The organism is Kitasatospora dryopteridis (assembly GCF_050749075.1).
In the GTDB taxonomy this organism is placed as follows: Bacteria; Actinomycetota; Actinomycetes; order Streptomycetales; family Streptomycetaceae; genus Kitasatospora.
Genome location: NZ_CP192749.1, coordinates 201,451 through 228,442, shown reverse-complemented (window position 1 = coordinate 228,442; position 26,992 = coordinate 201,451). Strand labels below are relative to the sequence as shown.

At 71.4% G+C, this 26,992-nt stretch carries 24 protein-coding genes and 4 pseudogenes; 19 read left to right on the top strand and 9 right to left on the bottom strand.

What is annotated here, in order from left to right; all coding sequences use genetic code 11:
• Positions 1–120: 120 nt before the first annotated feature.
• On the top strand, positions 121–1,212 hold the full coding sequence (locus ACQ614_RS00985) for an IS630 family transposase (protein WP_431683799.1): 1,092 nt from the start codon (positions 121–123) through the stop codon (positions 1,210–1,212).
• Between the two features lie 177 nt (positions 1,213–1,389).
• Here the strand turns inward: ACQ614_RS00985 and ACQ614_RS00980 are convergent, their stop codons facing one another.
• A complete protein-coding gene (locus ACQ614_RS00980; protein ID WP_431676145.1) occupies positions 1,390–2,118 on the bottom strand; it encodes a TetR/AcrR family transcriptional regulator in 729 nt (242 codons plus the stop codon).
• A gap of 89 nt (positions 2,119–2,207) precedes the next feature.
• Between ACQ614_RS00980 and ACQ614_RS00975 the strand changes: the two genes are divergently transcribed.
• The 5 genes and pseudogenes from ACQ614_RS00975 to ACQ614_RS00955 all read left to right on the top strand — a co-directional run bounded on the left by ACQ614_RS00975 (position 2,208) and on the right by ACQ614_RS00955 (position 6,167).
• Complete coding sequence (locus tag ACQ614_RS00975) at positions 2,208–3,068, top strand: SDR family oxidoreductase (protein ID WP_431676143.1); 861 nt, start codon at positions 2,208–2,210, stop codon at positions 3,066–3,068.
• 150 nt (positions 3,069–3,218) lie between these two features.
• Positions 3,219–3,476: pseudogene (locus ACQ614_RS00970) on the top strand (leucine zipper domain-containing protein); the annotation flags it as partial.
• 148 nt (positions 3,477–3,624) lie between these two features.
• A pseudogene (locus tag ACQ614_RS00965) lies at positions 3,625–3,915 on the top strand (hypothetical protein); the annotation flags it as partial.
• 1,236 nt (positions 3,916–5,151) lie between these two features.
• Positions 5,152–5,877 (top strand): hypothetical protein, encoded by a 726-nt coding sequence (locus ACQ614_RS00960; protein WP_431676142.1) that lies wholly within the window; start codon positions 5,152–5,154, stop codon positions 5,875–5,877.
• A 53-nt stretch (positions 5,878–5,930) separates the two neighbouring features.
• A complete protein-coding gene (locus tag ACQ614_RS00955) occupies positions 5,931–6,167 on the top strand; it encodes a hypothetical protein (RefSeq protein ID WP_431676140.1) in 237 nt (78 codons plus the stop codon).
• 579 nt (positions 6,168–6,746) lie between these two features.
• Here the strand turns inward: ACQ614_RS00955 and ACQ614_RS00950 are convergent.
• On the bottom strand, positions 6,747–7,310 hold the full coding sequence (locus ACQ614_RS00950) for a dihydrofolate reductase family protein (protein ID WP_266608888.1): 564 nt from the start codon (positions 7,308–7,310) through the stop codon (positions 6,747–6,749).
• Between the two features lie 267 nt (positions 7,311–7,577).
• Between ACQ614_RS00950 and tpg the strand changes: the two genes are divergently transcribed.
• From tpg to ACQ614_RS00925, 5 genes are all read left to right on the top strand, one after another.
• Complete coding sequence (tpg, locus tag ACQ614_RS00945) at positions 7,578–8,201, top strand: telomere-protecting terminal protein Tpg (RefSeq protein WP_431676138.1); 624 nt, start codon at positions 7,578–7,580, stop codon at positions 8,199–8,201.
• 173 nt (positions 8,202–8,374) lie between these two features.
• Positions 8,375–8,593 carry a hypothetical protein gene (locus tag ACQ614_RS00940; protein ID WP_431676137.1) on the top strand — a complete coding sequence of 73 codons (219 nt, stop codon included), beginning with the start codon at positions 8,375–8,377 and terminating at the stop codon, positions 8,591–8,593.
• A gap of 318 nt (positions 8,594–8,911) precedes the next feature.
• On the top strand, positions 8,912–9,697 hold the full coding sequence (locus ACQ614_RS00935) for a DUF6042 family protein (RefSeq protein ID WP_431676135.1): 786 nt from the start codon (positions 8,912–8,914) through the stop codon (positions 9,695–9,697).
• Between the two features lie 308 nt (positions 9,698–10,005).
• Positions 10,006–10,602 (top strand): hypothetical protein, encoded by a 597-nt coding sequence (locus ACQ614_RS00930; RefSeq protein ID WP_431676134.1) that lies wholly within the window; start codon positions 10,006–10,008, stop codon positions 10,600–10,602.
• 995 nt (positions 10,603–11,597) lie between these two features.
• The gene (locus ACQ614_RS00925; protein ID WP_431676133.1) at positions 11,598–12,020 is read left to right on the top strand and encodes an STAS domain-containing protein; all 423 of its coding nucleotides are present in this window, start codon (positions 11,598–11,600) and stop codon (positions 12,018–12,020) included.
• 292 nt (positions 12,021–12,312) lie between these two features.
• Here the strand turns inward: ACQ614_RS00925 and ACQ614_RS00920 are convergent, their stop codons facing one another.
• A complete protein-coding gene (locus tag ACQ614_RS00920) occupies positions 12,313–13,689 on the bottom strand; it encodes a tetratricopeptide repeat protein (protein WP_431676132.1) in 1,377 nt (458 codons plus the stop codon).
• A gap of 10 nt (positions 13,690–13,699) precedes the next feature.
• Between ACQ614_RS00920 and ACQ614_RS00915 the strand changes: the two are divergent.
• From ACQ614_RS00915 to ACQ614_RS00880, 8 genes and pseudogenes are all read left to right on the top strand, one after another.
• Positions 13,700–14,899: pseudogene (locus tag ACQ614_RS00915) on the top strand (Mu transposase domain-containing protein); the annotation flags it as partial.
• Positions 14,899–15,637: pseudogene (gene istB, locus ACQ614_RS00910) on the top strand (IS21-like element helper ATPase IstB); the annotation flags it as partial. The pseudogenes ACQ614_RS00915 and istB, both read left to right, overlap by 1 nt.
• Positions 15,638–16,054: 417 nt before the next feature.
• Positions 16,055–16,834 carry a hypothetical protein gene (locus tag ACQ614_RS00905; RefSeq protein ID WP_431676130.1) on the top strand — a complete coding sequence of 260 codons (780 nt, stop codon included), beginning with the start codon at positions 16,055–16,057 and terminating at the stop codon, positions 16,832–16,834.
• 84 nt (positions 16,835–16,918) lie between these two features.
• Positions 16,919–17,458 carry an RCC1 domain-containing protein gene (locus ACQ614_RS00900; RefSeq protein ID WP_431676129.1) on the top strand — a complete coding sequence of 180 codons (540 nt, stop codon included), beginning with the start codon at positions 16,919–16,921 and terminating at the stop codon, positions 17,456–17,458.
• A gap of 110 nt (positions 17,459–17,568) precedes the next feature.
• Entirely contained in the window at positions 17,569–18,090 is a 522-nt protein-coding gene (locus tag ACQ614_RS00895; RefSeq protein ID WP_431676127.1) for a lytic polysaccharide monooxygenase, read from the top strand.
• Positions 17,981–18,244 carry a hypothetical protein gene (locus ACQ614_RS00890; protein WP_431684126.1) on the top strand — a complete coding sequence of 88 codons (264 nt, stop codon included), beginning with the start codon at positions 17,981–17,983 and terminating at the stop codon, positions 18,242–18,244. The genes ACQ614_RS00895 and ACQ614_RS00890 overlap by 110 nt, the downstream gene beginning before the upstream one ends.
• Positions 18,244–18,660, top strand: a complete 417-nt coding sequence (locus tag ACQ614_RS00885) for a GFA family protein (protein ID WP_431676126.1) — start codon at positions 18,244–18,246, stop codon at positions 18,658–18,660. Before ACQ614_RS00890 ends, ACQ614_RS00885 begins: the two co-directional genes overlap by 1 nt.
• Positions 18,661–18,876: 216 nt before the next feature.
• Entirely contained in the window at positions 18,877–19,440 is a 564-nt protein-coding gene (locus tag ACQ614_RS00880) for a GNAT family N-acetyltransferase (RefSeq protein ID WP_431676124.1), read from the top strand.
• A gap of 427 nt (positions 19,441–19,867) precedes the next feature.
• On the opposite strand, the gene yjfF is transcribed toward ACQ614_RS00880, so the two are convergent.
• From yjfF to ACQ614_RS00850, 6 genes are all read right to left on the bottom strand, one after another.
• On the bottom strand, positions 19,868–20,818 hold the full coding sequence (gene yjfF, locus ACQ614_RS00875) for a galactofuranose ABC transporter, permease protein YjfF (RefSeq protein WP_431683798.1): 951 nt from the start codon (positions 20,816–20,818) through the stop codon (positions 19,868–19,870).
• On the bottom strand, positions 20,704–21,882 hold the full coding sequence (locus tag ACQ614_RS00870) for an ABC transporter permease (RefSeq protein ID WP_431676122.1): 1,179 nt from the start codon (positions 21,880–21,882) through the stop codon (positions 20,704–20,706). Before ACQ614_RS00870 ends, yjfF begins: the two co-directional genes overlap by 115 nt.
• Entirely contained in the window at positions 21,879–23,399 is a 1,521-nt protein-coding gene (locus tag ACQ614_RS00865; protein WP_431676120.1) for a sugar ABC transporter ATP-binding protein, read from the bottom strand. The genes ACQ614_RS00870 and ACQ614_RS00865 overlap by 4 nt, the downstream gene beginning before the upstream one ends.
• A gap of 86 nt (positions 23,400–23,485) precedes the next feature.
• The gene (locus ACQ614_RS00860) at positions 23,486–24,466 is read right to left on the bottom strand and encodes an ABC transporter substrate-binding protein (RefSeq protein WP_431676119.1); all 981 of its coding nucleotides are present in this window, start codon (positions 24,464–24,466) and stop codon (positions 23,486–23,488) included.
• Between the two features lie 864 nt (positions 24,467–25,330).
• Positions 25,331–26,404, bottom strand: coding sequence for a LacI family DNA-binding transcriptional regulator (locus ACQ614_RS00855; RefSeq protein WP_431676118.1), 1,074 nt, complete (start codon positions 26,402–26,404; stop codon positions 25,331–25,333).
• A 393-nt stretch (positions 26,405–26,797) separates the two neighbouring features.
• Positions 26,798–26,965, bottom strand: coding sequence for a hypothetical protein (locus tag ACQ614_RS00850; protein WP_431676116.1), 168 nt, complete (start codon positions 26,963–26,965; stop codon positions 26,798–26,800).
• Positions 26,966–26,992: the final 27 nt, after the last annotated feature.

Here is a 26,992-nt window from a genome sequence, read left to right as displayed (position 1 = left end):
CGCTGACCCACGGTGTTGGGATCTGCCGCATTTCGGCGCGCGTACGACCAGAAACCTGCCGTTCGGCTAGTGTCCTGAGTCTCTGATTCGATGAAGAAGTATGCTGCGTCCGTGGCGCGTATGGGACGACCGACGGTTGATGTGATTCTCACGGACGGCGAGCGCGAGACGTTGCAGCGTTGGGCGAGACGCCGGACCTCGTCCCAGGCCCTGGCGTTGCGCTGCCGGATCGTGCTTGCATGCGGGACCGGAGCTTCAAATACGCAGGTGGGGGCGGATCTTGGGGTCCACCCGGTGACGGTGGCCAAGTGGCGCAGGCGCTTTGCGGCCGCCCGCCTGGAGGGGCTGGTCGACGAGACGCGCCCGGGGGCGCTGCGGACCGTGACGGACGAGCGGGTCGAGGAGGTGATCGTCCGGACCCTGGAGTCCGCACCGCCGGGCGCCACGCACTGGTCGACCCGGTCGATGGCCGAGTCGGCCGGCCTGTCGCAGTCGACCGTTTCCCGCATCTGGCGCACGTTCGGTCTCAAGCCGCACCTCGTCGACACCTTCAAGCTGTCCACCGACCCGCAGTTCATCGACAAGGTCCGTGACATCGTCGGCCTCTACCTCGCCCCGCCCGAACACGCCCTGGTGCTGTGCGTGGACGAGAAATCCCAGATCCAGGCCCTCGACCGGTCGGCACCGGTACTGCCGATGATGCCCGGCATGCCCGAGCGCCGCACACACGACTACCTGCGCAACGGCACCACCACGCTGTTCGCCGCCCTGAACGTCTCCACCGGGGAAGTGATCGGGCAGATCCACCGCCGGCACCGCGCCGCGGAGTTCAAAAAGTTCCTTGTACGCATCGACAAGGAGGTGCCCCAGGAACTGGAGGTGCACCTGATCTGCGACAACTACGCCACCCACAAGACCCCGGCGATACAGCGATGGCTGGTGGCACACCCGCGCTTCCACATGCACTTCACCCCCACCTACTCGTCCTGGCTCAACCAGGTCGAGCGCTGGTTCGCCCTGCTGTCGGAACGGCGGATCCGGCGCGGCGTCCACAAGAACGTCCAGGCACTGGAGCGGGACATCCGCAGCTGGATCAAGCACTGGAACGAAGACCCGAAGCCCTTCATCTGGGTGAAGACCGCCGACGAGATCCTCGAACGCCTCGCCGGATATCTGAACCGAGTCAAAGACTCAGGACACGAGCTGTATTGACCATGAGCGTTGTTAACAGTGGGCGGCGGAGACGTGATCAAGGTTGGCGGCGCGTTATGGGCAAGGGGAAGCCGGCCGGAGCCGTGTGGTCGCCCGCTGTCTCATCTCGTGGAGGCTGCTTCATCGCACGATCTCTCCTCGTGAGGTTCAACCTGCACGAGGGCGCTTGACGCGCGATCAGGCGCGCGGAGCGCCGCCGTCCGCCGCCAGGCGCGTGAGCCACTCACGCAGCAGGCGCTGCTCCGCGTCGCTCAGGACATCGGAGTCGTCGGGGAGGGCGGCGCGCAGCGCGCGGGCCGCCGCGGCGGGACCGGACTCCGCGGCGGGAATCGCCGGCTCGGCGCGAGTGACGGCCGCGACCATGGACTCACGCAGGACGGTCAACAGCGCCGGATTGCGGCGGTCCGCGGGCGTGGAGTGCCAGGTGGTGACTGCGCCCTGGCCGGTTGCCCGGATGATCTGGGCGGCCAGCTCCTCGTCGACCCGCAGCCATCCCCCGGCCGCCAGCCGACGCACCCGCCCATGGAGGATCTCCAAGCCCGAGCGGTGTGCTGCGTCCGATCCCCGGCCGGTGGCCCGGTTCATCACCGCGAACAACTCGGGGCGGGAGACCCCGAACTCGACCACCACGTCCCAGCCGCGACGCAGCTCCTCCACCGGGTCCTGCGGGGCGGGGTCGAGCTGCGCGCGTTTTCTCTCCAGGAACTGCGCGTAGCCGTGCTCGGCGACGGCCTCAAGGAGCCCCTCCTTGTCGCCGAAGAGGCGGTAGATCGCCGGCGGCTGCATGCCGGCCGCGGCGGCGACCGCGCGGGTGCTCACCGCGTCGGGGCCGCCGTTCTCCAGCAGCTCGACGGCTGCCTCGACGATGCGGCGCCGAGGGTTGTCGGTTGAGTCGCGTGTAGCCATGAACCGATGGTACCGAAGATCTGTTTCCATCGGAATTTCCAGTGTTACTGTTGGAGTGATTCCACCGGAAGCAGCATCGGGAGAACCCAATGATCATCGTTACCGGAGCCACCGGAAAGCTCGGCCGCCGCACCGTCGAGCGCCTCCTGGAGCGCGTCCCCGCCGACCGCCTCGGCGTCAGCGTCCGCGACCCCCGCAAGGCCCAGGACCTCGCCGACCGCGGCGTCCGCGTCCGGCAGGGCAGTTTCGACGACCCCGACTCGCTCATGCACGCCTTCGAAGGGGCCGAGCAGCTGCTCCTCGTCTCCCTCGACCGCACGGGCGAGGAGTGCGTCAGCGGCCACGGTGCCGCCATCGACGCCGCCGTGAAGGCCAAGGTCGGCCGCATCCTCTACACCAGCCAGATGGGCGCTGCCCACGACTCCCGCTTCCAGGCCTGCCGGGACCACGCCAGGACCGAGGACCTGCTGCGCGCCACCGGCCTGCCCTGGACCGCGCTGCGCAACGGCTTCTACGCGGCCAGCGCCCTGCAGTTCCTGGAGTCCGCCCGCCACACCGGCGATATCGCCCTTCCCGCCGACGGCCCTGTCGCCTGGACCGGCCACGACGACCTCGCCGAGGCCACCACGGCGATCATCCTCGATGAGGGCCGCTTCGACGGGCCCACCCCACCGCTCACCGGCCCGGCGGCGCTCGACTTCGACACCGTCGCCGAGATCGCGTCGCAGACCACCGGACGGCCCTTCACCCGCACCGTCGTCCCCGACGACGCCTTCCGCGAGCAGATCCTGGCGCACGGCGTCCCAGCCCCGATCGCCGACCTGATACTGAGCATCTTCGGCGCGGCGCGAGATGGCGAGTTCACCACGGTCGACTCGACGTTGGCCGAGCTGATCGGACGGGAGCCCGCCACCTTCCGCACCCAGTTGGAGCATGCCTGGGCCGAATAGATCCAGCGGGGCGCGCAGACGGTCCCGGCCTGACTCGCCGCCCACAAAAGCTCGTTCTCTGTCGCCCGAGGCCGTCGATCGCCAGATCGGCGGCCTCGGGCACAAAACCCGGGCTCCGCATCAGATTCCGCACCACCCCAGAGGTTTGCCGTGCCCCACCCCCATGCCCGGCTGGCCATCCACGGCAGACGGCTCCTCGTCGAAACGGGTCCGCGTCGGCAGGGCCATCGCCCACGTTGCCGAAGAAATGGGCATCTCCCGCACCACGCCCACAAATGGGTCCGGTGCTGGCGAGCCGAAGGCGATCCGGGGTTGTATGACCGTTCCAGTCGAGCCCTGACGACACCGCACCGAACCCCTGCCGATGTCGAGAATCGCATCTGCGAGCTACGGCGTGACCGCAAGCTCGACCCTGCACGGATCGCCCCGATCCTGGGCATACCCAGCTCGACGGTCCACCGCGTCCTGACCCGCCACGGCCTGACCCGCCACGGCCTGAACCGCTGCGCTGGACCGACCTCGCCCCGGTACTGGAGGCCTGGTACCGCCGCAGCGCGGCCGCGGCTACCGGCCGGAGGTGATCGACCGGGTGTGGACCATGCTCAAGAACCTCGGCGCCTACGGCTTCGCCAAGGCCCACGCGGTCGCCTTCGCCCTGCCGGTGCTGCAGTCAGCCTGGCTCAAGGCCCACTGGCCGGCCGCCTTCTACGCCGGCCTGCTGGAGCACGACCCCGGCATGTACCCGAATCGCCTGGTGCTGGCCGACGCGCGGCGCCGCGACGTGCCCGTCCTGCCGGTCGACGTCCAGTACTCCGCCGCGACCTACCGCACGGAGCACCTGCCCGACGGTCGGCCGGTCCGTTCGGCGAGCCGGGTTGCGGCGGCACCGGGGCGGACCACAGATTTGGGCAGGGGGTTGAGTCGCCGGAGGGAAGGCCCCGTGAGTTCGCAGCCGCCGTCAGGACCGTCCGAGCCGTCAGGCCCGCCCACCGGCCCGCTATCGGGTCCCGGGGAGGGCGGGCCGCCGCCGTCCGGGCCCAGGCCGCCGTCCGGACCGGGCTCGTACCCGCCCGGGCCGCCGGAGCCGCCGACCACCGTGGGCGGCCGGCCTCCCGGGCCGCCCGAGGAGCCGCCGCGGACGGTGGTCGGCGGCTCCGACGGCGAGCCGGGTCCGCCCTGGTGGCGAAAGCCCCGCTACATCGCGCTGCTGGCCGGGCTCGCGGTGGCGGCCATCGCCATCGGCGTCGTGTTCGCCACCCAGGGGTCGGACGGCAACGTGGAGGTGCCGCCGACGGCCTCGTCCTCGCCGGCCTCCCCCGCGGGGTCCCCCGCCGAGTCCGAGGCCCCGACCCCGGCCCCGAGGCCCACCGGCCACACGACCCCGGCTCCGAAACCCACGGGCTACACGACCCCGACGCCAGCGCCCACCCGCTCCCCCTCACCGAGGACCTCCCCGCCGACCTCGCCGTCGCCCCGGGTGACCACCTCGAATCCCGGCGCCACGCCGAGTTACTGAGAGTGCTGTCCTCGGGGGCAGGTGTGACATCCCAGCCGCCACGGCGGGGAACCACGCGGTGGATGCGCTGTTGGTGGGGCGGCCGGTGTTGCCGCCGCCGGCGGAGCGGCACGGCTGCGGGAGGCTGCGGGAGTGACCCAGGCGGATGAGGCGCGGGCGCTGGAGTCGAGCGTGAAGGCGGTGAGGAACTGGGAGGTGGGGGCGAGTGAGCCCCGGCCGCCGCGTCGGCAGGCCTACCTGCGGTTCCTGGACGGCTGGGCCCGCCAGTACCCGGCGGTCGGTGTGCCTGCCTCGGCAGTTCCGGCTGCTGGTGTGCCTGCTCCCGTGCCTGCTTCCGGGGCTGTTCCTGCGGCGGTCCGCGCGGCTGTGCCCGTGCCTGTGCCCGTGCGCGCCGTGCCTGCTGCGCAGCCGTCTGCTGTGTCGGTGGCGGGGCCGGGTGTTGTCGCTGCGCCGGGTGGCCGGGGCCGCGGCGGTTGTGGATGAGCGGTTCCCGAATGGGCCGCTGGCGGTGCTGGACGGGGACGGGACGGCGTACTGCGTGGGCGGGTGGTGCTGGAGTTCCAGGCGATGTCGGTGCCTCAGATGGTGGAGTGGGCGCTGTGCAAGGAGGCGGGGCTGGGCGCGGCCCGGTTGAACCGCAACGGGCAGGAGCAGGACCCGCTGGTCGTGCTGACCGCGTCCGCGTGCGAGCGCCTGGGGGTGCCGCTGGACCTGGATGCCTTCGATGGCTGGCGGGCCCGCCGGCTGCCGGAGGACCACAAGGTGGTCAAGCAGGTCCTGCGCGCGAAGTGGAAGCTGACCCATGCCGGCTTCAACCCATGGGCGCGGGTCTACCGCCCGGCGCAGGGTTCCTGGCGCAACTGTGTGCAGTTGGCGGTGCTGCCGTGGGAGGCGCTGGACGCCCGCGACCGGGGCAAGGACTTCGCCACCCGGGCCGCGGACGGCGCCGTGGATGCGGCGGAGATCGCCCGTGTGCTCGGGGTGTACGCGGCGCGGGCGATCACCCCGTCCGGCGGGTCCGCGACCTGCGGCATGGCCCTGATGGAGGCGCTGCGCCCGCCGACCTGCGCGGTGCGCGACGAGGTGACGGGGGAGCGGGCGCGGGGCCACAACCCGGGCTCGCTCGGCCGGGAGCGGGTGGATCCGGCGCCGCCGGAGGCGGTCGTCGAGCACCCGGTTGCGCAGGGCTGGACGAAGGGCTTCGTGAACGAGGAGGCCTACTCCTGGGTCCGCGACGCCGCGCTCCTGAGCGACACGGAGTGCCTGCAGCCGTACGCGATCGGCTCGATCTGAACAGCGCGTTCCTCGCGGCGTCGTCGGGGCTTCGGGTCGGTCTTGATGCGCCTGTGCACGTCCTCGGGCCGGTCTTCGACAAGAAGACCCCCGGCTGCCGGCAGGTCGACCTCTCCCACATCGAGCTCGACCCGCGCCTGCCGTCCCCGTTCACCCCGGACGGCACCCGCCCGACCGGGCCCGGCCGGTACGAGATGCCGACCCTCGCCTACGCCGAAGAGCTCGGCCACGAGGTGCGGCCCGTGGAGGCGTTCGTCCACCGCGAGAGCGGTGCGTACCTGGATCCGTAGCACGACCGGCTGAAGGAGGCGATCGCCGCGACGATGGCGGACCTCGGCGCCACTCCCGGCCTGGACGAACACGGCTTCCTCGCGGCGATGGCGGCGGCCAAGCAGCTCGACCCCGCCTGGCCGCGGCGCTGTCGGCCATGAAGGCCACCGTCAAGGGCGGCATCGGCAAGCTCCGCGAACGTTCCCAGGGCCGCCACCACCGCGTCGCCTACCCGAGCCCCGGCCCGTCCTCGCTCGACCTGCTGCCCCGCACTCCGGACGGTGCCCGCTGCCCGGTACGTTCCGCCTCGGCCCCACCCCCGGCCTGGTCAAGCCGGAAGGCGTGCAGTCCATGCCCTGGGCGGTCGACCTCATGGAGCAGAGCCTCAACCCTCGCCCGCTACATCAAGGGCGGCGGCCCGTAGGGCCTCAAAAGCCTTGGCAGAATCTCACGGCAGTTGGCAGATGGATGGCAGAAATGCCACTGCCGTGGGACTTGCAGTTCAGGGCTTCACTCGTTTGGGTGGCTCGGGCGGTAGTCCGGGTCACCCAGGGGGTGTCACCCGCGGAGCACATGGCCCGTGACTCCCGGACGGGCGCTCAGCGCCTCGTCTCGTACCTGGTCAGGATCACGCCGCCGGGAAACGTCCGCGTCTCCACCAGGTTCAGGTTCACCCAGTTGTCCAGCGCGGTGAAGAACGGCGTGCCGCCGCCCACCAGGACCGGCGCGGTGGCCAGCACATACTCGTCAATCAGCCCGGCCCGCATGGCCGCCCCGGCGAGCGTCGCGCCGCCGATGTCCATCGGGCCGCCGTCCTCGGCCTTGAGCCGGGTGATCTCGGCGACCGCGTCGCCGGTGACCAGGCGGGTGTTCCAGTCGACCTTGTCGATCGTCGAGGAGAACACCACCTTCGACATGTCCCGCCAGCGGCGCGCGAACTCGATTTCCGCCGGGGTGGCGTTGGGCTGCTGGTCGCCGGTCGGCCAGTGGGAGCTCATCGTCTGCCACAGCTTGCGCCCGTACAGCGACAGGTCGGTCGCCTGCAACTGGTCGGACCAAAACTGGAACAGCTCGTCGCTCGGCACGCTCCAGCCGATGTCGTCGCCGGGCGCGGCGATGTAGCCGTCCAGGGTCAGGTTCATGCCGTAGATCAGTTTCCGCATGGCGCCAGCCTTCCATGAGTCGGTCTCACGCGTACGGACCGGCGCGGCGCGGGAAACTCATTGGTGCGCGATCTGATCTCACATGTAGTCCTCGTGCTCGGTGGCCCAGCCGCAGACTCATCGTTCCGCCGAGGAAATGGCATCGATCTGAGACTGATCTTGGGTGACATCGCGGTGAGACAACAGAGAACCAGCAGGTCACAGGAGATCGACGGGTCATCGGCGGCGAGACCCTGCAGGCGGCCACGACGCCGCCCGGGACGGCGAGTGACGACCGTGGACCACATCGACGACGCCCTCGCCCGCGCGACCCGGGACCACGTACGCCGGCCGATCCCCCCGACCACCTGCAGCCGCGTCAAGTACTTCCTGGGCCGCGCGGAGGCGGCCGACCGCCGGGCGATCCGCGGCACCGACCAGCACCCCGCCACGGCGGCCGAGCTCGCCCGCCGCGCCGCCGACCGGCTCGGCGTCGCCCCCCGCACCGTCGAGCGCTGGCGCGACAAGAAGACCAAACACCCCAAACCCGCCGCCGCCAAAGCCCTCGAAGACGCGGTGCGCCGCACCTGGCAGCCCGCCGTCCGCGCCCAGATCCGCCGCCGCGCCGCCGACGCCGGCCTGACCATCGAAACCCGCGCCACCTTCGGCTACACCGTCGGCGAGGACACCACCGACCAGGCCCGGCTGCGCCGCCTGACCCTGCAGGTGCCGCCGCAGCACGCCCGCCGCCTCCTCGACGCCCAGAACCGGGGCGCCGGCGAGGCCGAACTCCGACAGATCACCGCCGCACTTTTCCAGGAGCTCCATTTCCAGGACGGCGGACGCCGCGCCCGAGAACTCGAAGTCGAATTCCATGACATCGTCTACATGGACGTCGAGTTCCACATCTGACGGACGCATTCAGTGCCGAAATTCCGGCCGAATACGGCCCGTCCGCTGTGCCCGGCACGCGAGGTCGCCGTCGGTGGAACTTCACCCGAGTACGGTTCGAAGTCTCCCGGTGGTGGCTACCGCGGGTACTGCTCCCGGGAACCGGACACCTCGGGGGCTGGATGGAGAACGTCATGAACGCCGATCAGGGCGGCGGTGAGCCGCTCGTCCCCGATGCCGCCGACGCGCTGCGCGCCCTGGCGCAGGAGGAGCGGGGAAGGGCGGAGCAGCTGGCCGCGTTCCTGGAGGACGTCGCCGCCAACGGCCTGCCCGCCCCGGAGGAGTGCACGCCCTGGGAGTTGTTGCGTGAACGCCGCCTCGCGGAGCTGGCGACCGGGCAGCGTGTCGCCTGATATCCCCCGCCGTGCCGAGTCGCGTTCTCCGGCCTTGCCGCCCGCCAGCTCGAGAAGCTGACCGCCCATCAGGTCCACTGCCTGGACCGTGCCCTGGTCGCACTCTCGGTCCGCCCGACCTCGGCCGCCCCGACCTCGGCTGGCCGGCTGCGCGACTACCGCGACGACGTCGAAGGCGTCCGCGTGATCTACCACCTCACCGCGCTGCACACGATCGTCATCGTCGGCTACGTCGAGGTCTAGCCCGTACCCCGGCCCGGCCTCGGGTCGTTGGCCAGGTCGACCGCACGATCTCGCCGACCCGCAGGAGACCACCCCGTGCCGAGCACTGCCGCCGAGCACCCCTGGACCGACCAAGACCGCGCCGCCTGCCAGAGCGCCCTCGTCCGCGGGGGCTGGACGCGGGTTGTACCGCACGCCACATTCGTCGCCCTGATGTGCGCCGGACTCGCCGAGACGGCGCCGACCCGCGAGGAACTCGGCGCCGCGATCACCACCGAAGGCCTGGCCGGGCCCTGCTGGGATGGCCCCGACGAGGACAACGAGGACGGCGACGAGCAGTACCTGGCCGCCGCCCGCGCGGACGCCGCCCGCTACGCCGCACACTACGGTCTCGGCGCCCCGCAGACCGTGGACGACCTGATCACCCTCCTGGTCGCCGCCGGCGTCCTTGTCGAGAGCCCCGGCCCCGCCGGCCCCGTGCTGCGCCCGGTGCGGCCGATGCCGGGGCCCGGCGACGTCTTCCCGCTCGCCGACGCCGAGCGGCAGGTCCTGGCCGACCTCGAGCGCCGCCGCACCTACAGCTCCGGCGCATCTGCGATCATCGGCCTGTTCGAGCCGCGCGGCGCGCGCATCGTGGAGATCACGACCAGCCTGGACCGCCTCGCCCGCGCCATCGGCCGGGACGCCGAGCACGCCCGCCAGTGCGTCCTGCAACTGCTCGGGGACGGCGACTTCACCGCCACCGCCGACATCGCCGCCGTCGCCGGGCACAACGTCTTCAGGTTGCGCTGCGACTGGGAGGCGTTCGACGCGGGCCGTATCGGCGTCCAGGGCCGTACCGAGGACGGCCGGATCCGCGTCACCCTGCCCGCGGGCTGGTGACCGGGCCCGACGTTCCCGCCGGGACAATGCCCCGAACTTTTCCGCCGCCGCCACCGGTCGTTGCCGCGCGGGTGCGCCGCCCGCCCGCCGCCCGCCGACCGCGGGCCGGGTTCCGGTCGGCCGGGATTTGTCCGGATCGGTGGAGTGCCGGACTGCGGCGTGTGCTGACTGGTAGTCATGGACCCGGCGGCCTGTCCGGCCGCTCCGGGGGGCTGTGCAGGAGGGGTGGGTCAGTTTTGGGTGCACCGGTTCAGGCGCCGTCCAGGCGCAGGCGTCACGCGCGTCTGATCGCGACCGCAACGGAGTTGGTGGGAGAGTGCGCGCAGGCGGCCGCGGCCGTGTACGGGCCGATCGCGGACGCCCCGCCCGAGCAGGAGGGCGTGCGGGTGAGCCTGTGGCCGGTCGCCGCGCTCGCCGCGAGCGCCCCGGTCCGCCTGGATGCCGCGACGATCCGCGACGAGGAACGCTGGCCGACCCGGGCGGCCCGGGAAGGCGAGCAGGGCCGGACCACCTTCCGGCGCCGCTGCGCGCTGGCGGAGGCGGAGAGCGCCGTCCTCGACGCGCAGACCGGCGGGGACACCACGCCGGGGGCGGTGCCGTTGCCGACGGCCGGGCAGGCGGCTGCCATGGGCCTGGTCGGTGCGGGCGCCGAGGTCCTCGAAGCGCTGGAAGACCCCGAGGAGGCGCTTGCCCTGCTGGCCGGGCTGACCGCGACGGGCGAGTACACCGCCGCGGAGGTTCTCGACGAGGCCACCCACACCGCCCTGGTGGCCGCCCTGTCGGTCCTGCAGGACGCTGCCCGCCAGAGGGAGCCGAGTACGGCGGCGGAGCGCTGCCTGCACGCCGCCCGCCGGCTCGCCCTGGTGGTGTCCGTGGCGAGCCTCGATCCCGCGCCGGACCGGTAGCCGAAACCCCGGCAGGTCCCCGGCGGTGCCGCGGGCGTCCCGGGGTGCTGGCCGGGCGGCGCCCCTGCACCCGCCGACAGGGGCGGCGTCCGGCTGCGCCCCGTGTGCACCGCTGGCCCGCTGTACCCCGGGGCCCGCCCGGGCCAGGGGTCGCGCAGCCGCTTGCTCGGGGCGGCCGGCCCCGCATACTCGGCCGCCCGCTGGCGACTGCGGTTGGCCTCTTGCCCGGTGCTCGCCGGGCAGGCACCGCGGGCGCCTGGCGGCTGGCCTGTTCGGGTGGCTCGGGGGTTGGGGGAGAGGGGCGGGTGGGCAGGGGAGTGGGGGTGACGACGACTTCCTCGCACCGGCGCTTCCGCCGGCGCAGGTCCCGTACCGGGCCGCCCCACCCGGCCCCTGCCCGAACCGCCAGCGACCGCGTTGCCGGACCGCACGGCGCCGCGGCCCCATCCCGGGCCTGCCTCCCCGGCCGGCACCGGCACCGGCGGCGGTCACACGGCCGATAGCGGCCTCCGCTCCGGCCGGGTCTGCGACGCGGCCCGGGTGCTGCCGGGCGTGGATCAGCCGGCAGACGCCGCCCGGCGGCATGGTGGTCCGCACGGCCTGGCATCAGGCCGACTGCAGGGTGTTCTCCCCGCGCTGAGCCTCCGTCCGCCTGGGCGAGATGGGGGCGCGTCGGCGCCTTTCCTGAGCGGGTGGGGGTTAGCGTCGTTGGTGTCGGTCGCTGGCGCGGCTTCGACCCCTGTGGCGCCGCGTTCCGGCCGCTCCCCCTGCGGCCGGAGCGCGGCGCGTCGGCACCCTACCGGCCCGACCTGGGACCGGGCCGGCCCCGACACCTCGCCCGCGCGGTGCCGCCCGGACGGCAGGGCCCGCGACACCCTGCCCCGTCCCCGGTAGACGCCGCTGGCGGTGCCCGGCCGTCCCGGCGGCGTCCCCGTCCCACCTGGCGCAGGCTGGATCGAAAGCACCCGGCACAGGCAGGCGGGAGGTGAGCGTAGATGCCCTCTGGCCATGAGCCCGCCCCGCCCGGCACGGCACCGGCATCCGAACCGCTCGGCGTGCGGACCCTGGCCGAGGGGGCCCTGTCGCTTCGGCTCGCGGCCGGCCGCCGGGTGACGCTCCTGGTGGTGTCCGGCACCCTGGACGCGCGCTGCGCCCCGGAGCTGCCGGACGCGTTGCTGGCGACGGCCCGGGCCTGCTCGGACGGCCTGGCACTCGACCTGCGCGGCGTCGAGGTGTGCGACGCGGCGGGGGTGGCCGCGCTCGGGAGGGCCTGCGAGCACGCCCGCCGGGCGGGTCGTCCGATCGGACTGGCGGCCTCCACCCCGGACCTGGACCGGCTGATGGTCCTCACCGACAGCCTCCACCTGGTGGCCGACCACCTCGACGCCGGGCCCGACCCAGCCGAGCGGCCCACTTGACCCCGGACCCGGCACCGACCGGGAGGGACACACGGGGCCCGGCCGCCGGGTCGCCCCACGACAGCCCCCGCCGGTCTGCCACAGGGCAAGAGCAGTGCCTGTGCTGCGCCTGCCCGCGTCCGGCGCTGACAGGGCGTTGGAGAAATGAGAGTGGCCCCCGGGCAGGCAATGGCATGAACCCGGGGGCCGTGCCGGTCTTCTCATCCCGGGCCCGTCCTCGCCTTTCCTGAGGCGGCCGTCCGCCCAGTCGGCGGCTGCGCGGCGGCAGACCGAGCGTGCTTCTGCAGGGCGGTCAGATGGGTGGTTCGAGGGCGGGGTCGCGGTGAGCGGCTTCGCTGCGCCGTTGTGCCTTTTTGCGCTGGGCGGACACGGTGGGGAAGACGGCGACGGCTTCGGCGGGCCGGCCGTGCTCGATCAGGAGTTCCGCGAGCTCCGAGGTTGCCCTGAGGGCGGGGGAGGAGCGGAGCAGGTCGACGGCGTCGTCCACGCGGCCGGTTTGGGCCAGTAGAAAGGCGATCGGGATGTCCCAGTCGCCGGGTTCTCCCGGCAGCGCTGCGGCCTCCGCGAGGGCCTCTTGGCAGCGTCCGGCCTCGCCCAGCAGCCACAGCCGTGTGGGCCGGACCCACCACGCGTGCTCCCGGACGTACTCCTCGCTGCACCCCTCCAGGAGTTCCAGCGCCCGCTCGGGCCGTTCGTCCTCGACGAGCAGGCGCACGATCCAGTCCAGGTGGTTCCCGCAGTCGTAGTACTCGAACGTGGGCCGTCCCACCTCGACGGCCTCGTCGATCCGGCCCTGTCGGCCCAGAAGGCCGATGAGGGTGGCGCGGTGGCCGCCGTGGCCGGTGGTGTCGATGAACCCGCGCAGTACGGCCTCGGCCTCCTGCGCCCGCCCGCGCTCCTCGAGCGCCTTGGCGTAGTGCTCCAGGGCAACGGCAGCCTGGTCGCCGGTGCCCAGGGCCCGCAGTTCCTCGATCCGCCCGTGCCGGGCGAGGAGTTCCGCGTAGAAGGCCACCGTGTTCTGCACCAGGTGCCGGTCCGCGGCCACGTCGGCGCCGAGGATCCGGATCGCCTCCTCAGCGCGTCCGGCGCGCTCCAGGACCTGGGCCTGGAGGTCCAGCGCCTTCCACAGATCGCTGCACTGCCAACGGCGTTCGCCCGTGGCCTGCCTGACCCGCTCGGCCAGCGGGGTGATCAGTCCCAGGACGCGTTCGTCGCGCCCCTGCCCCTCGGTCATCTCGACCAGGGTCTCCAGCAGCCACCAGTCCTCGAGATGGGGTGTGAGCACCTCGATCGCCTCGTCCACCCGTCCGGCCTCGGCCAGCATCAGGGCGTAGTCCCGCCAGTCGCGGCCCTCCCGGGCCGCCTCGCCCGGGTGGAGCAGTGCCAACGCCTCCTCGGTCCGTCCCTGCCGGAGGAGGATCTCGGCGGCCACCCGCACCGCGGGCCGCCAACCGGTCGCGGCGAACGGCTCGATGAGGGCCCACGCCCGCTCGAGCTCCCCGGCCCCGCACAGCGCGCGTACCGCCGCCTCGGCACAGAACCACTCCTCGCGCTCGGCCGCCGCCCTTATTACGAGATCCAGCCGCCCGAGACCGACAAGACGGTCCACCAGCCGCGGTGGGATCCCGCCGTAGTGCGTCACCTGCCACACAAGATCATCAACGTTCACGTCCGGAGCAGTCTATCGGCCGTGGGTGACCGAGCCGGGCCTGTGGCTGCAGTACGACTTCGGTGACGGGCCGGTGATCAAGGGCAGGAAGACCACGCTGTGGTGCGCGTGGCTGGCCTGGTCGCGGTTCCGGGTGGTCATCCCCATCTGGGACAAGACGCTGCCGACGGTCACCGCATGTCTGGACGCGACGTTACGCAGGATCGGCGGGGTCCCGGCGTTCGTGCTGACCGACAACGAGAAGACGGTCACCACCGGCCACATCGCCGGGATCGCGGTCCGCAATCCGGAGATCGTCGAGGTTGCCCGGCACTACGGCACCACGATCCGCACCTGCGTCCCGGCGGACCCGGAGAGCAAGGGCGGCTCCGAGGCGACGGTGCGGATCGCCAAGGCCGACCTGGTGCCCAGGGAGGTGAACCTGCGCGAGGAGTACCGCACCTTCGGCGAGCTGGAGGCGGCCTGCCGGGCGTTCTGCGAGGAGGTCAACTCCCGCCCTCACCGGGAGACCCGGCGCAAACCGGCCGAGCGTCTCGCGGAGGAACGCGAGCGGCTGCACCCGCTGCCCAGGCAGCCGTTCACCGCGGCGTTCGGCACCACCCGCCGGGTCAACTGGGACGCCACGATCTCGGTCGAGGCGGTGCGCTACTCGGTCCCGCACGAGCTGATCGACACCCGGGTCTGGGCCCGCTTCCACGGCGAGGAACTGATCGTCACCGCCGTCGACGAGCACGGATCGGCCCGCGAGGTCGCCCGCCACCGCACCGGCACCCCCGGCTCGCCGGTCCTCGACGACGCGCACTACCCACCGCGCGAGGACAAGAACGGCGACCGCACCCCGAAGGCCACCACCGCCGAAGAGGCCGCCTTCCTGATGCTCGGCCCGGGCGCCGCGGCCTGGCTGGTGGAGGCCGCCACCGCCGGCACCCGCCGGATCAAGACCAAGATGGCCGAGGCCGTCGCCCTGGCCAAGCTCTACTCCGCGGCCGAGGTCGACCGGGCGCTCGGCACCGCCGCGGTCACCGGCCGGTTCTCCGACAAGGACCTGCTGTCCATCCTCGACTACCAGGTCGGCCTCACCAGCACCGAGCCCGTCCGTCGCGGCGAGGAGCACTCCCTGCAGCCCGGCACCTCCGCCTGGTCCTCCTTCGGCCTGCCCGCCCAACACACTCCCGACCTGCACGACCATGACGAAAGCGACCCGATCTGATGGCCACCCCGCTCCGCACCGTTCCCGGATCCAACGGCGACCCGCTTGCCGAGGCCCTCGAGCTGACGCGTCGGCTCAAGCTGCCGCACATCCGCCGGTCGTTGACCGACATCATTCCCACCGCCAAGGCTCAACGCTGGGACCCCGCCGAGGTGGTGAGGGTTCTCCTGGCCGAGGAGGCGGCCGGCCGAGACCGGGCGAACCTGCACACCCGCCGCAAACGGGCCGGTTTCCCGACCGGCAAGACCTTCGGTGACTGGGACGAGACCGCCTCCGCGATCCCGCGCCCGACGCAGGACGCGCTGAAGTCCCTGGAATGGGTCGGGCGGCCGGAGAACCTCTGTCTGCGGGCCGTCCGGCACGGGCAAGAGCCACTTCACCGAGGCCCTCGGCCAGGCCGCGGTCGAGTCCGGCATGACGGTCGCCTGGTTCACCATCGAGGACCTCGGCGCCCTGGTCCGCCGGCACCGCGCGGACGACTCGATCGCCCGGGCCCTGGCGAGGATCGTCCGCTCGGACCTGATCATCGTCGATGACATCGGCCTGCTGCCGGTCTCGCCGGACGCCGCCGAGGGCTTCTACCGGCTGGTCGACGCCGCCTACGAACGCCGCTCGGTTGCCGTCTCCAGCAACCTCCACCCCTCCGGGTTCGACGAGATCATGCCCAAGACCCTGGCCACCGCGACCGTCGACCGGCTCATGCACCACGCCCACATCGTCGTCACCCAGGGTGACTCGTGCCCGTCACCAACGACGGCAGCGGCATGTTCGCGCTTCCCGACCGGCTCACCCGCGCTCTCGCCACCGTCGGCGCCGACGAACTCGACGACCTCGCCGCGCAGTGGGCGGAGCGGCTGCGTCGCGAGGACGGCGACGAGATGACCGACGACGACCTTCCCGCCCTCCTCCACGCGGTCGCCCGGCTCGCCACGACCGCTCAGGAGACGGGCGGGAGCGTCTACTGCTGGTTCTACTGACCGGCACCGGACCGGCACCGGACCGGCATCGGACCGGCATCGGACCAGGACGGCACCGGGGCGGCACCGGGGGCGGCTGCCGCCGGCCGGAGTGTTCCCGGGCGGGGCGGCGGCCTGTTCTGACATACCGTGAAGGGGGTCCGGGGAGCTTCCCGGGCCGGGGGGAAGGGATGAGTTCGTGCTGGAGACCGAGCTGCGCCCGGGGGCGGCGCGCGAGTGTGCCGTGCCGGGGCCGGGGAAAGACGGCCGCTCCGAGGCCAGGGAGTTGCCGAAGGCGGTGGGGCAGATGCTGGCCCTGGTCGGCTGGGTCGGCGGGGGCCGGCAGGTGACCACGACCGGGCAGCTGCTGCGCGCGGATGCGCGGGAGCTGGTCGATCTGCTGGGCACCGGTGGTGCCGAGGCGGGTGCCGGGTCGGCTGCGCCGCTGCGCGGGGTGCAGGTGTTGTTGGCGTGGGCGCACCTTGCCGGCCTGGTGCGCACGGATGGTCCGTGGCTCGGGCCGGGCCGGGCTGCCGCGCGGATGCGGGAGGATCCCGGCGCGCTGCGGGATGTGCTGTTCGCGGCGGTGCCGCGGCTCGAGGACTCCCGCTGCGGCTGGCAGTCCGTGCGCCTCCACCTGGAGGGCTCGGTGGACTTCAGCGCGGGCCTTGTCCCCCTGTGGCGGCGCCTCGGCGCGGGTCCGTCGACCGAAGAGGAGGCTGCCCGGGTGGTCTGGGACGAGCTGACGGGCCGCCACCACGTCGAGGAGCGCCAGCCGGCAGGCCTGACCTCCTGGAAGGTCGTGGTGGCCCGGGACGTGGCCAGGGCGCTCGCCCAGTACGAGGCCGTGGGTGCGGTCCGGGTCGAGGACGGCCGCATCGCTCTGACCGGTTACGGGCGTGAACGGCAGCACGGTGGCGCGCCACAGGTGAGCCGACAGGACGTCAGGGCAGGCGGAGGGTCTATCCCGGGAGGATGAGGTCGAGGTCGCCGCCGATGGTTTCCTGGTTGGCCTCGTAGAGGGCGGGCCGGCCGCCGGCTGCGCTCGGTACTCGCGGCCGGCGTGGCCGCCCTGACCGTACTCGGCCTGGCTGCCGTGCCCGCAGGCACGGCGCACGCCCAGGAGAAACGGCTGAAGGCCTGGGGCAACAACCGTGCCGGCCAGCTCGGCGACGGCACCTGGACCGACTTCCGCACGACGGCCACCACCGTGCTCGGGCTGACCAGCGCCGAGGTGGTGAAGATCGCCGCCGGGGGAGGCGGGCCGGCCACCGGCCACGGACTGGCCTTGCTGACCGACCGTACGGTGCAGTCCTGGGGCGCCAACGGGTCGGGCAGCTCGGCGACGGCATCACCGATTACCGGGATCACCCCCGTTCCCGTCCAGGGTCTGAACGGCATCCAGCTGGTGGCAGGCGGCCGGGAGCACACCGTGGTCCTGCTCGGCGACAACACGGTCCGCTCCTGGGGCAACAACGGCTCCGGCCGGCTCGGTAACGGCACCACCACCGACAGCAGCAGCCCGGTGACCACGCTCACCGCACTGACCGGCGTCGACGAGATCGCCGACCCGGTGGGCGGTGACTTCAGTCTGGCCAACTGAGCCAGGGTTCGACGGGCCGGCGGCCCGGCCCGGCAGATCGCAACCGGCGGCCGCCTACCCGTGCCGCAGGGCCGCCGTCGCAAGGAAGGCCGAAGGCGCCCGTACTCTGGGTGCTGGAGTACAAAGCCGAGCACGCCAACCTCTGGCCGAGAGGCCCTGGGCCGGGCCAGGACACCTTGGTGTTCACCGGCGGCCCCGACACCGGCTTCCACTACCGTGACACCGACCAGCCCAGGCACAGGCAGATCGCCAGCGCCGGTCGGTTGCAGACCGCGTTCCTGGACGAGACGGGCCACGACTGGAAGAAGCGCCAGGTCACCGCCGGCCAGAACCTGGACATCACCTGGGCCTTCTCGGCGCCGCACAAAACCCGCAGCTTCAACTCGACCGGTGTTCTCGCCGGGTGCTGTTCCTCGGGCCGTGGCCCCGATGCGTGGTTTGCGCGGTGCGACGCCGTCTCCGGTCGGGTCGGCTGTCCGGCGCTGGGTGGCGTCCCACGGCTCCGACAGGAGGTGCCGGCCGTTGGCAGTCGGCATCCCCGCAGTGCACCCCCCACAGGCCCTCGCCGGGGCCGTTCACGCCCACCTCGACGACGGCCGCGAGGCCGTTCAGGTCGAGGGCCTCAGCGTTGAGGCCGCCCACATCGTGGGCCTCGCGCGGTTCATCAGGAAGAGCGGCATCTACCACCTCGACCTGCCGCAGGCCGTTGAGGGCTTCCTGCAGATCTTCAACGGGATGGCACACTGGTGGGCCCAACTGGCCTACCAATCAAGGAAGATGGTCTGATGAACGCCACTCCTGGCCTCCGGGTCCGCACTGGCGGCTGCCTGTGCGGGAAGCTCCGGTTCACCGCCGCCGGCGAACCGGACTACCCGCACACCTGCAGCTGCCTCCACTGCCAGAAACTCGGCGGCGGGCCGATGATGTCGTGGGTGTCCTTCCCGCTGGACGGACTCGCCTGGAGCGACGACGTCGAGCCGGTCTGGTTCGACACCTTCCCGGGCGAGACCAAGCGCGGGCGCTGCCCTGAGTGCGGCAGCCAGGTGTGCGCCCTGGACTACGGCGGCGACTCCATCGCCGTCAACCTCAGCGCCCTGGACCAGGCGGAAGACCTCGTTCCCGTCAACCAGTCCTTCCGCCAGGACGCGGTTGCCTGGCTGCCCCAGGTCCCGGACACCCGACACAGCGCCACCGCGGGCTGACCACACGCGGGCCGGGCGCACCGGCCGCCACCCGGTCCCACTTCCTGGTCCGTGCTGGAGCCGTCTCCACCCGCACACCACGATTCACAGCTCGGGCCTGCAGCTCCTGGTGGCGGGCGAGTGCCTCCCTCCTGATCCTGCGACGTCATGGCAATGTCCCGGAGTTGCCGAGGAAAGCCGTTGGGCTGTTCGACCTGCTTCAGGCATGATCGACTCGTGGACACCTACCTGGAGACCGAGCGCCTGGCCCTGCGCCGCTTCACTGCCGATGACGCAGACCTGCTGATCGAGCTGGACAGCGACCCGGTGGTGATGCGCTACCTGACCGGCGGCAATCCGACCGCGCCGGAGCTCGTCCGCGAGCGCCACCTGCCGAACATCCTCGCCGGCTACGAGAGGTGGGGCGGCGACCTCGGACTGTTCGCCGCGCACGAGAAGGACGGCGGCGCGTTCATCGGCTGGTTCATCCTGCGTCCCGAGCCGGAGGGTCCGCTGGACGAAGTCGAACTCGGCTACCGGCTGCGGCAGGCGGCTTGGGGCAAGGGTTATGCCACCGAGGGCTCGCGGGCCTTGCTGGGCAAGGCGTTCACGGAGCTCGGTGTGCGTATGGTCTGGGCCGAGACGATGTCCGTGAACCACGGTTCGCGCAACATCATGGAGAAGCTCGACATGACGCTCGCGGACACCATCCCCACTCCCTCCGACATGGAGATGATCGAGGGCTCCGAGCACGGAGGCGTACGGTACGAGATCACCAAGGAGCAGTGGAAGCAGCAGTAGCCACGGTGCGAACGACCGCTCTGCATCCACGCCCACCGGAACCGCTAGGTGGACGGCAGGAGTCGTACCAGGTTGAACCCGGGGCCCGCCACGGACTGTTGGTTACCGTCAACGACACCCCTTGCTGGGCGACCAGCGATTGGGCCGGCAACGGTAGCGGCGGCGTCGGCGCGCCGGCCCTACCCTGGCAGCAGCCTCGCTCTGCCACCAGGACACCCGGACCGGTCTCGCCACAATCCTGCTCTGGGGTCAACCCCCGAAGTTGTTCGAGCATTGACCCCTACGGCCTGCCCGTGGCTCCATCGCCTACGAGATCGCGCTCAACACGACATCAACTACCCTGGCCGAAGCCGCATAGCCCTTGTCCAACATCCGGGTCAAGGCCCGCCCGTGCCGAGGCATGGGCTCGGCACGGGCAACTCGGTCTCTAGGTGTGTCGTCGTGCGGTGATGAGGCGCTGGAGCACGATGAAGAGGAACAGCAGGGCGCCGATGACGATCCTGGTCCACCAGGAGCTGAGGGTGCCCTGGAAACTGATGACCGTTTGGATGAGTCCGAGGACGGCGACGCCGAGGACGGTGCCGACGAGGTAGCCGGAGCCGCCGGTAAGGAGGGTGCCGCCGATGACGACGGCGGCGATGGCGTCCAGCTCCAGGCCGACGGCGTGCAGGCCGTAGCCGGAGAGCATGTAGAACGTCAGCAGGACGCCGCCGAGGGCGGAGCAGAAGCCGCTGATCGCGTAGACGGTGATCCTGGTGCGGGCCACCGGCAGGCCCATCAGCAGTGCGGACTGCTCACTGCCGCCCAGCGCGTACACGTTGCGGCCGAACCGGGTGTGATGCAGGACCAGGAAGGCCGCGGCGGCGACCAGCACGGCGATGACGGCGCTGGGGGAGAGGAACGTGCCGCCGGGCAACGGGATGCGGGTCTGCGCCATCGCGGTGTACGACGGGTCGGTGATGGAGACGGACTCGACGCTGATCGTGTAGCACAGGCCGCGGGCCAGGAACATGCCGGCGAGCGTGACGATGAACGGCTGGATCTCGAAGGTGTGGACGACCCAGCCCATGGCCCATCCCAGCCCCGTGCCGATGGCCAGCACCAGCGGAATGACGACCAGGATCGGCCAGTGGTGCTTCTCCACCAGCCAGGCCGAGACCATGGTGGAGAGGGCGACGACCGCGCCGACCGACAGGTCGATGCCGCCGGTGAGGATCACGAAGGTCATGCCGACGGCGACGACCAGCAGGAAGGCGTTGTCGATCAGCAGGTTGAGCAGGACCTGGCCGGAGAAGAAGCCTTCGTACTGCACCGAGCCGACACTGAACATCGCGACGAGCAGGACAGAGGTGACCAGCAGCGGGACCTGTCCGCGCAGTTTGGCGGTGAGAGTGGTGTTCGTGCGCCCACCTTCAAATCGGCAGATGCAGGCTTCGGCTGCTGACCGCCCGGAGCAGTGGTGCGCCGGCGGGTGGCCTTGGCGCGGAACTGAGGCGACTGGATCAGGCACACGGTGATCACCACGGCGGCCTTGAAGACGAGGGTGGTCTCCGGCGGGATGCCGATGGTGTAGATGGTGGTGGACAGGGTCTGGATGACCAGTGCGCCGAGCACGGTGCCGCCGATCGAGAACCGTCCGCCGTTGAGCGAGGTGCCGCCGATGACGACGGCCAGGATGGCGTCGAGTTCGATCCACAGGCCGGCGTTGTTGCCGTCGGCGGCGGAGACGTTGGAGCTGATCATCAGGCCGGCGACGGCTGCGCACACGGCGCTGGCCACGTAGACCAGGGTGGTCAGGCGGTGGGCGCGGATGCCGACCAGGCGGCTGGCGACCGGGTTGCCGCCGACCGACTCCAGCAGCAGGCCCAGGGCGGTGGAGCGGGTGAGCAGCAGGGTGAGGCCCACCACCGCGCCGGCCAGCAGGACGGAGAACGGGACGGTGAGCCAGTAGCCGCCGCCGATGAGCCGGTAGGGGTCGCTGGTGATGGTGATGATCTGGCCGTCGGTGATCAGCTGGGCGACGCCGCGGCCGGCGACCATGAGGATGAGTGTGGCGACGATCGGTTGCACGCCGATGCGGGAGACCAACAGGCCGTTGACCGCACCGAGGACGAGCGCGACGGCCAGGGCCAGTGCCACGGCGACCAGGACGGTGGAGACGCTGCCCGGGTCGGATGCCTCGCTGATGTACAGACACGCCAGAGCGCCGGCAATCGCAACGGTGGAGCCGACCGACAGGTCGATGCCGCCGGTGGCGATGACCAGCGTCATGCCCAGGGAGACGAGGATCAGCGGCGCGCCGAAATGCAGGATGTCGATCAGGCTGCCGTAGAGGTGTCCCTCCTTCGTGTGGACGGCGAAGAAGTCCGGGGTGAAGAGCAGGTTGGCCAGCAGCATGGCGACGAGGACCGCCGCGGGCCAGAAGAGCCGGTGCTTGGTCATCGCCGGGCTCCGCTCGCGATGGTTTCCATGAGGTGCTCCGGGGTGAGCGAGCCGTCGTTGGCCAGCTGCGCGACCACACGGTGGTCGCGCAGCACGCCGATCTTGTGGCTGAGGCGCAGGACCTCCTCCAGTTCGGCGGAGATGAACAGCACGGACATGCCCTTCTCTGCGAGGCCGGCGACCAGCTTCTGGATCTCGGCCTTCGCGCCGATGTCGATCCCGCGGGTCGGCTCGTCGAGGATGAGCAGCTTGGGGTCGGTGATCAGCCACCGGGCGAGCAGCACCTTCTGCTGGTTGCCCCCGGAGAGGTTGCGCACCAGGGCCTCGGGGTCGCCGGGCCGGATGTCCAGTGCCCGGATCCAGCGCAGGGCGAAGTCGTCCTGGGCGGTGCGCGACAGGGGGCGGAGCCAACCGCGGGACGCCTGGAGGGCGAGGACGATGTTCTCGCGGACGGTGAGCTCACCGACGAGGCCCTCGGCCTTGCGGTTCTCCGAACAGAAGGCGATCCCGTGACCGATGGCCGCGCGCGGCCCGCGCAGCGCAGTGGCGTGGCCATTGACTCGCACGGTGCCGCTGTCGGCCTGGTCGGCGCCGAACAGCAGCCGCGCGGCCTCGGTACGGCCGGAGCCGAGCAGCCCCGCCAGGCCCACGACCTCGCCGGGCCGCACGGTCAGGTCGTAGGGCTCGATTGCGCCGCGGCGGCCGAGCTTCTCGGCGACCAGGAAGGGGGAACTGTATTCCGGTTCGGCCGTCTCGCGGTGGCTCTCGGCCGCCAGGCTCGTGAGCTCGGCGAGTTCCGAGCCGATCATGCGAGAGACCAGCTGGACCTGGCTGAGGTCCCGGGTGAGGTACTCGCCCTCGAGCCGGCCGTTGCGCAGGATCGTCATGCGGTCGCAGATCTCGTAGACCTGGTCGAGGAAGTGCGAGACGAACAGGATCGCAACGCCCCGTTCGCGCAGCCTGCGCATGACGGTGAACAGCTGGACGACCTCGTCGCGGTCGAGGCTGGAGGTCGGCTCGTCCAGGACGAGCACCTTGGCCTCGACATCGACCGCCCGGGCGATGGCCACCAGCTGCTGAATGGCGATGGAGAAGCTGTCCAGCCGGGCGGTGACGTCGATGTCCAGGTCGAGTCCGGCGACCGAGGCCTCGGCGCGACGGCGCAGCTCGGACCAGTGGATCAGGCCGCGTCGGCGGGGCTCACGGCCGATGAAGAGGTTCTCGGCCACCGACAGGTTGGGGCAGAGGTTGACCTCCTGATAGACCGTCGAGATGCCGGCCTGCTGCGCCTGGAGGGGGCCGGTGATCCGCAGTGGCCGGCCGGCCATGGTGACCTGTCCGCCGTCCGCCGGGTGCACGCCGGTGAGGACCTTGATGAGGGTGGACTTGCCTGCGCCGTTCTCACCCATCAGCGCGTGCACTTCTCCCGGGAAGAGCCGGAAGTCGACGCCGTCGAGCGCCAGCACGCCGGGGAACTCCTTGCGGAGTCCGCGTACTTCCAGGACCGGTTGCTGCATCGGTCCTCCTTTCGTGGTCGGTCGGGACCGGGGCGCCCGCGCCGTCGGGGGATCCGGTGGTGCGGGCGCCCGGTGCTCCGGCCGGATCAGTACTGGCGGGTCGGCAGCGCGGCGGTGGCCTGCTCGGGGGTGAAGGTGCCCTCGACGGTCTTGATCCGGTGCTCGACGCTCTCGCCGTTCTTGACCTTCTTCGCCAGCTCCATCAGCTGATCGCCGAGGAGGGGGTTGCACTCCACATCGAAGTTGATCTTGCCTTGGGACATGGCGGTGAAGGCGTCCTTGACGCCGTCGACGGAGACGATCTTGATGTCGGTGCCGGGCTTCTTGCCGGCCTCCTCGATCGCCTGGATCGCGCCGAGGGCCATGTCGTCGTTGTGGGCGTAGAGGACGTCGATCTTCGGCTGGGCCTTCAGGAAGGCCTGCATGACCTCCTTGCCCCTGGCCCGGGTGAAGTCGCCGGTCTGCGAGGCGACGACCTTGAACTTCGGGTCGCCCTTGATCGCGTCGGCGAAGCCGGACTTGCGGTCGTTGGCCGGGGCGGAGCCGGTGGTGCCCTCCAGCTGGACGACGTTCACCTCTCCCGGCTTGGCCTGGTACTCCTTGACCAGCCAGTCGCCGGCCTTCTTGCCCTCCTCGACGAAGTCCGAGCCGAGGAAGGTGGCGTAGAGGGAGGTGTCCTCGGAGTCGATCGCGCGGTCGGTGAGGATCACCGGGATGTGCGCGGCCTTCGCCTCCTTCAGGACGGTGTCCCAGCCGGACTCGACCACCGGGGAGAAGGCGATGACGTCGACCTTCTGCTGGATGAACGAGCGGATCGCCTTGATCTGGTTCTCCTGCTTCTGCTGGGCGTCGGAGAACTTGAGGGTGATGCCGGCCTTCTTCGCCGCCTCCTGGACGGACTTGGTGTTCGCGGTGCGCCACCCGCTCTCGGCGCCGACCTGGGCGAAGCCGAGGACGAGCTTGCCGTCCGACTTCTTGCCGTCCGACGAGCCGCCGGCGGAGGAACAGGCGGACAGGCCGACGATCATGGCGCCGGCGAGGACGGCGGCAGCGGCTCTCTTGGACATCGGGGTCTTCCTCTCGGTGTTTCTCCCGGCCCTGACGCCGCAGGGCGGCCGGTGCATGCCGGGAGGTGGGGTGCGCCGGGTGGCCTGGTGGGCCGGCCACAGGTAGATCTGATGAATCGTCAGAAGGGTGGAAGATCAATGGGCTTGCTGCAGGCAGCCGGTGGTGTCCCGTGGTGAGGCGTTGACGCCGCGCCTCTGCCCGACAAGATTGTTAGCGCTAACAAGTGGCTCGTGCAAGAGCAGTGCACTGCTTTATTTGAATCTTGACCGCCAGCGGTTCCGGATCGCGGGAGGGGGGAGCCGGTCCGGCGGGTGCGTCGGTCTTGGCGGGCAGTTCTGTCGGGCGCCCCGGCCTGGCCGGCTTGGGCTGCCCGCAGTCGGCGGGCTGTGCGAGCGGCCGTGGAGCCCGGAGGGCCCGGCGGTAGAGCCCCTTCCCGGCCGGCCGGGCGGGTGTGCGAACCGGCTCCGTGGTGGCCCACCGTGAGGCGGTGCGGAGCTGCTGAGAACGTGCGACGGGGCCACTGGACTCGGCTGCCCCGGCACGGCCTGGAGGGGGATGAGCCGCCTTTGGGATCGCGCTGATCGGTGCACTCCGGGAGTGCGGACGATGCTGGGCGCTGAGCGCGTGAGCGGTGGGTCGGGCCGCCCGTGCCGCGTGCGGGCACAGTCGGGCCCGGGGCGCGACGCGGACCGCTGCGGCCTCGGGGCCGGGTGTGTTGCATGACGGGCTGTAGGACCGGAACGCGCTGCCGGTGGGCGTTGCAAGCCAAAAGAGCCCCTTGTGGGGCTGGACCCGGCCCGGTGGGCCGGGCTTGCTGCACCCCTGCTCTTCCGGCCGGGGCAGCAAGGCATGATCGAAGGGCGTTATCTCCGTACGGCGGAAGCCTTCGGCCAGGTGGTCCGTCCGATTGCGGCCGCATCCCGCGCTGGTGCAGGACCTGACGAGCTGCGAACCACCAGGTCGGGCGCGATCAGGACCTGATGGCCGCTGTGGGCCACCCCGGACAGTTCTTCCACCAGCAACCCCAGGGCCCGACGTCCGAGGGTCTCGAAATCCTGCCGGACGGTGGTGAGCGGCGGAACGAGATAGGCCGATTCCGGGATGTGGTCGAATCCGACCACGCTGATGTCGGCCGGAACCGATCGGCCGCCCTCGTGGAGGGCGCGGAGCACTCCGAGGGCCATGTGATCGTTCGCGCAGAAGGCCGCTGTCACGCGAGGATCGGCGGCGATCCGCAGCCCGGCTTCGTATCCGGAGCGGGCGCTCCAGTCCCCGCTGAACGTCTGCGCCGCTTCCGCTTGCGCTTCCGACAACGCGCGACGCCAGCCCTGCTCCCGTTCCTGGCTCTCCAGCCACCCCTTGGGGCCGGCGACGTGGTGGACGGTGCGATGACCGAGACCGAGCAGATAACGGGTGGCTTCCAAGGCTCCTGACACGTTGTCGACCGCCACCCGGGGGACCGCCGAGGGGGTGCCGGTGCCCACCATAACCACAGGAACGGGGCTGACGACATTGGCCACCCCACCTGCGGAAGAGGTCTGCGGCGCAATGATGGCGACACCGTCGACGCCCTGGTCCCGAAGTCGGTCGACAGCCTCCTGCACCGAACGCGGATCCAGTGATCGCAGGGAGGCCACGCTGACGAAGTAGCCCGCGCTGCGGGCGGCCTGCTCGAGCCCGTCCAACATGGAGGCCGGCCCGTAGAGGGTGCTGGCGAAGCTGACCACACCAAGGGTCTGGGAGCGCCGCGTCACCAGGGCGCGGGCCATCGAGTTGGGCCGGTAGTCCAGCTTGCGGATCGCGGCGATGACTTTCGCCCGAGTGGCCTGCGTGACGTTCGGCGAACCGTTCAGCACGCGGGAGACGGTCTGGTGCGACACTCCCGCAAGTCTGGCCACATCGGCCATCACCGGCTGACGGGGACCCGACTTCGGCATGCCAGCTCCAATCGCGGCATTCCGCCGGGTGTTCGGGTGAGGCCGCAAGGAATTCGTAGGGACGCGTAGAAATAATTGTGCACGTTAACATGCTGAGGTTGCCCCAGCCCGCTCTCGGTCCTGACTCCGTGCCCTAGCCGGCCGCGGTTCGCGCAGGGGCGCCTTCCCGCGGTTCCGGGAGCTCGCCGACAGCCTTCGGAGGCTACACGTGTTGAGGTCTTTGCGGCTGCAGCGCACTGGAGTTGACGGCAGTGAACGTACCGGTACATGCGCAGCAGTGCCGGCCCCGCCACGCGGCCGTGCCGGCCGACATCCGCCGGGAGTGGTCGTCCGGCACCGCCTGACCGCCTTGATGCGTCAGATGTACTGACATGTAACTGTGAGCGCTAATGCTCAGTTGAGATCGCGGCCGGCCGCCGTCCATGCGGGGTTGCCCGAGCACCCCCGGGGCGAGCCGCCGCAGATCAGCAATGCGAGCCATTCGCCGGCCCGGCGTACTGCCAGGCCCGTCGAACGCGCGGCGGCGGCATCCACCCGGTTCGGCCACATCGTGGAGGACATCGACCACTTGGTCGAGGGCGGGCTCAG